The sequence below is a fragment of the Rhodothermales bacterium genome, assembly GCA_034439735.1.
Classification (GTDB): domain Bacteria; phylum Bacteroidota; class Rhodothermia; order Rhodothermales; family JAHQVL01; genus JAWKNW01.
Window position 1 is genome coordinate 1 of the sequence record JAWXAX010000010.1, and the last position, 3,984, is coordinate 3,984.

Here is a 3,984-nt window from a genome sequence, read left to right on the forward strand (position 1 = left end):
AGCACGAAATCAATGCCCAGCACCAAATCGATGGCATCCACCGAGCCGTCCCCGCTCGCATCGCCTCGACCACCGGTGCCGTTGGCCGACGAGGCGATGTTCGTGGCGCCCGTGCCGGCGTTGTGGGTAAACGTGAGCACGGCCGCCTGCTCGCCGAACGCCGTCGCCGTCGGAGCAAAGGAGATGGTAAACACCTGCGAACCACCAGGCGCGACCGTCGCGATCGTCGGCGAGACGGCGAAGAGCGGGTTCGACGACGCGACGCCGCTGACCACGAGATCCGCCGTGCCGCCCGGGTTCGTCACCGTCAGCACCGCCAGGCCTGTCGCCCCAACAGCCACCGCGCCAAGGTTAAACGACGTCGCCGAGGGCACGAACTCCGCCTCGCCGACGTCAGGCAGCGTCACGGTATGGGTCGCGAGCCCGATACCGATGCCGGCGTCGTCGCCGGTGGGCACCGCCAGCGCGCTCACCACATCGGAAAGTGTGAGCACGGTTTGCGCGGCGACGGTACCGGCTTCGGCGCGGAGACGCAGCGTGAGGATCGGGTTATAGACCCCTTGGGCCAGACCGCCGGCCCCGCCGTTCAGGAGCACCACCCGCGCCGAAGCACCGTCGGGCTCGGCCGAAACCTGCCACTGCGCCGCATTGGCCACGGCGGTACCGCGGATCACATCGACAAACGAAACCGTGGCCACGTCCCACCCCAGCGAAAACTGGAGCCCCTGGAGCGACGCCGTGTTCTGAAAATCGAGCGAGAGGGCGATATCGACCTCGCCGGTCACGGCACTCGCAGTACTTGTCGCCTGCGCAAATCCGAACAGGTTGCCCTCGGCGAGACCTTCGATCAGAACATCGTCGATCCGGATATTGGCGCCCGTGCTGGTGCCGCCGCCTGAATCGAACCGCATCACGACCTGTGAAGCGCCGAGCAGCGACGCCGGCACGGCCACGCTCATGGCCTGGTAGCTCCCATCGGTCGCCGGAAGGGCGGCGCCGGCGGCCAGCAGCGTGATCGGGAACGTGGCGCCGCCATCCGTCGAGGCGAGCACCGTCAGGGCCGTCTGGGTGTAGGTGGAGGTCCGCCGGGCCAGGTAGCTGATCGTCCCCTCCGTAAGGCCGGCGAGGTTGACGATAGGCGTGGTGACAGAGGCCGGCGCCGTCCCCTGGATGTAGAGGTTGTTGAGCCCGGAGCCGGTAGACGCAACGCTCGCGCTGGTCTGCCAGACGCCGGAAGCGTCCAGCCATCCCGGGGGCAATGCCGGCGGGGTGGCACCGTCGAAGTCTTCCAGAAAGAGCTGGGCCTCCTGGCCATTGGCGGAAACGCCGGCCAGGGAGAGCACAATCAGCAGGCAAAAAAGGCGTAATAGGCGTACTCGCATGGGTTACCTCGAAGGGTTGATGGAAGAAGCGAATACTTACCTAGACAGATGTGAAGGCCCCGACATACCCTCGGAATAGCTGTTTTTTGTGATCTTTTTGTAGGTCTTATGGTTGCATAAACGCTGATTGAACACACGTCTCCCGCTGGTTTATGGGATCTTATGCATGGGCCAAACCCGGCCCGATTCTAGCCGGCAGCGCGGTGTCTTATCTCAATGGGTCTCCGGATGGTTGATTCTTGGCGCAGGTTTTTTTCTCGGTGGGTGCGAAGCACAGAGGGCGTCCGCGCCGCGCGTTCACATGGGGAGCGGCTGGTCTCTACGGTACTGGCTGCGGTTCTCGCCATGGCGCTCGGGGCATTGCCGGCGGTAGCGCAGCGGCCTGACTATGCGGTATCGCTATTCGGTGCCGGCGCAGGGTCGTATCCCCTTCCCTAGTACCTCACCGCCAACCGGTTCGGAGTGGTGGATCCGTTCGGGGCGCAGACGGCGCTGCGGCTATCGGCGGAGGATGCCTTCACGGCGGGCAAGCGCCTCCGGGTGGCGTACGGCGCCGAGGTGCTCGGCCGGCTGGGCGAGACCTCCAGCCTTAACGTCCATCAGGGGTTCGTCCACGCCCGCTACCGGGCGTTCGGGTTGAGCGCCGGCCGGTGGGAGCATACCCTCGGCGTGGTGGACCCGACGCTATCGGCCGGCTCGATGGTGTGGAGCGCCAACACATCCCCTTTGCCACGAATCACCCTCGCCATCCCGGAATTCACCGCGATACCGGGCACTCGAAACTTCGCGTTTATCAAGGGGCACCTCTCCCACGGCTGGTTCGAGCCGTCGCGTTTCGTCCGCGACGCCCTGCTCCACGAGAAGTCGTTTTACCTGCGGCTATTCTCCGAGAAGGCGCCCATCCAGCTCCACGGGGGGGTGACACACAGCGTCATCTGGGCCGGCACTCACCCGGGCCTGGGGAAGTTGCCGGGCGGGTTCGACAACTACTGGCGGATCTTCTTCGTGCAGGAAGGCAACGAGGAGGCGCCCGAAAACGAGATCGTGAACGTCCTCGGCAACACGATCGGGTCGTACGATTTCAGCGTGACGATGCAGGTGCTGGGGCTCGACTGGCTCATCTACCGGCATTTCTACATCGAAACAGGCCCTTCACTGCGCTATCGGAACCCTTGGGACGGGATGTGGGGGTTCAGTCTGAAACGCCAGGACCGGAGTGGCCTGATCGCCGGCTTCCTGTACGAACACGTCAATACCAAGCGCCAGGGAGCGAAATATAGCGAAGGGGAGATGTTTGGAGTGGACAACTACTACAACAATGTCCTCTACCGGGGTGGGTGGACGTACCGGGGGCGGACGATCGGGGTGCCGCTGCTGGCGGCGGACGGCCTACGCAGGGGCATCGTCAACAACATCGTCCTCGCGCACCACGCCGGCATCGAGGGGTGGATGGGGCCTGTGGCGTATCGGGCGCTGGCGACGTACAGCCGGAATTACGGGGCGGACCAGGTCTTCGAGGCGCCGGGGAGTAATCGGCCCGTGAGCGGACGGACGGAGCGGCGGGATCAGGTGTCGCTCCTGTTCGAGGCGCAGGGGCCGCTGTGGCCGGCCTTTAACCTGTCGTTCACCGCGGCGCTGGCGGTGGACAAAGGAGCGTTGTATGCGGACAACGCCGGCGTGATGGCGGGGGTGGTGTGGCGGATTGATTAGTCGCTACCGCATATACCGCTATAGCGTGCCTGGTGATCAACACGAAGATGCTCGATGCGGTACTGCGGATCGCCCTACTCCGCGACAAGCTGAAATGCCAGATCCTTATCAATAACGGATATGTCCGGAGGTACACTTGAGTTTGATGTGTAAAGCGTTTCAGCCATCTCCCAGGCAGCACGAGTCCGTTTAGCCTCGGCATAGGCCATCGCGGCTGTGTAAGGCCCGATGAGGTAGGCACCAGCCATCAGATAACTCCAAATGGAAGTCCAGCCAAACTGCAGGCCCCAGGTTACGACCAGAATCGCGGTGAAAACGAGAGAGCCGATCAGTATCGCATACCGCAACCGTTCCGAGCGCCAGGATTTTTCCAGATGGACTTGAATAAACGGGCGATCGACGCCGGCCTGTACCTGGGTCAGTTCCTGGAAGGAGAGCGTATCCCAGATGGTTGTCATGATCAGGTTGCGCGCGATCTCAGGCGTATTGGATGGGTTCATGGCTGATTTTGGCTATATGATCTGATGTCGAATTTCAGGACGCCTCCGGATTGAGGAAACGTTGCTCAGACGCTCCACAGGAGGGTCTCTACACTACATGTCATTAGCAACGCAGTGAAGAACCCTAAACCGGCTGCACGCTCATTCACGCACAACCTGACCAGCCGTCGCGATAGGACAGTGGCTTTTTATGCACATAACCTCAATTCGCGAGGTACAAGGTCCCATGGGTGTCACTCACCCAAATTAAGCCAGCAACCTAACGGTTTCTTAAACTGGTCATGCGAATTAGCAGTTGAAACACGGCGCATACTGGCTTCCGCCATGCGCTCCACACCCGTCTTCCCCAACTTGATTGGGGATCCATGGAACCATGAAAATGCAGCACATGC

2 protein-coding genes and 1 pseudogene are annotated in these 3,984 nt (G+C 62.3%); 1 reads left to right on the forward strand and 2 read right to left on the reverse strand.

Translation table 11 applies throughout. The features are described 5' to 3' along the window. On the reverse strand, nt 1-1,382 hold a 1,382-nt coding region (locus SH809_00360), incomplete at its 3' end, for a hypothetical protein (GenBank protein ID MDZ4698128.1). A 459-nt stretch (nt 1,383-1,841) separates the two neighbouring features. Between SH809_00360 and SH809_00365 the strand changes: the two are divergent. Continuing rightward, a pseudogene (locus SH809_00365) lies at nt 1,842-3,092 on the forward strand (capsule assembly Wzi family protein). Nucleotides 3,093-3,166: 74 nt separating this feature from the next. Here the strand turns inward: SH809_00365 and SH809_00370 are convergent. After that, nucleotides 3,167-3,592: a hypothetical protein gene (locus SH809_00370; GenBank protein ID MDZ4698129.1), complete on the reverse strand. Its 426-nt coding sequence runs from the start codon at nt 3,590-3,592 to the stop codon at nt 3,167-3,169. Between the last annotated feature and the right edge of the window lie 392 nt (nt 3,593-3,984).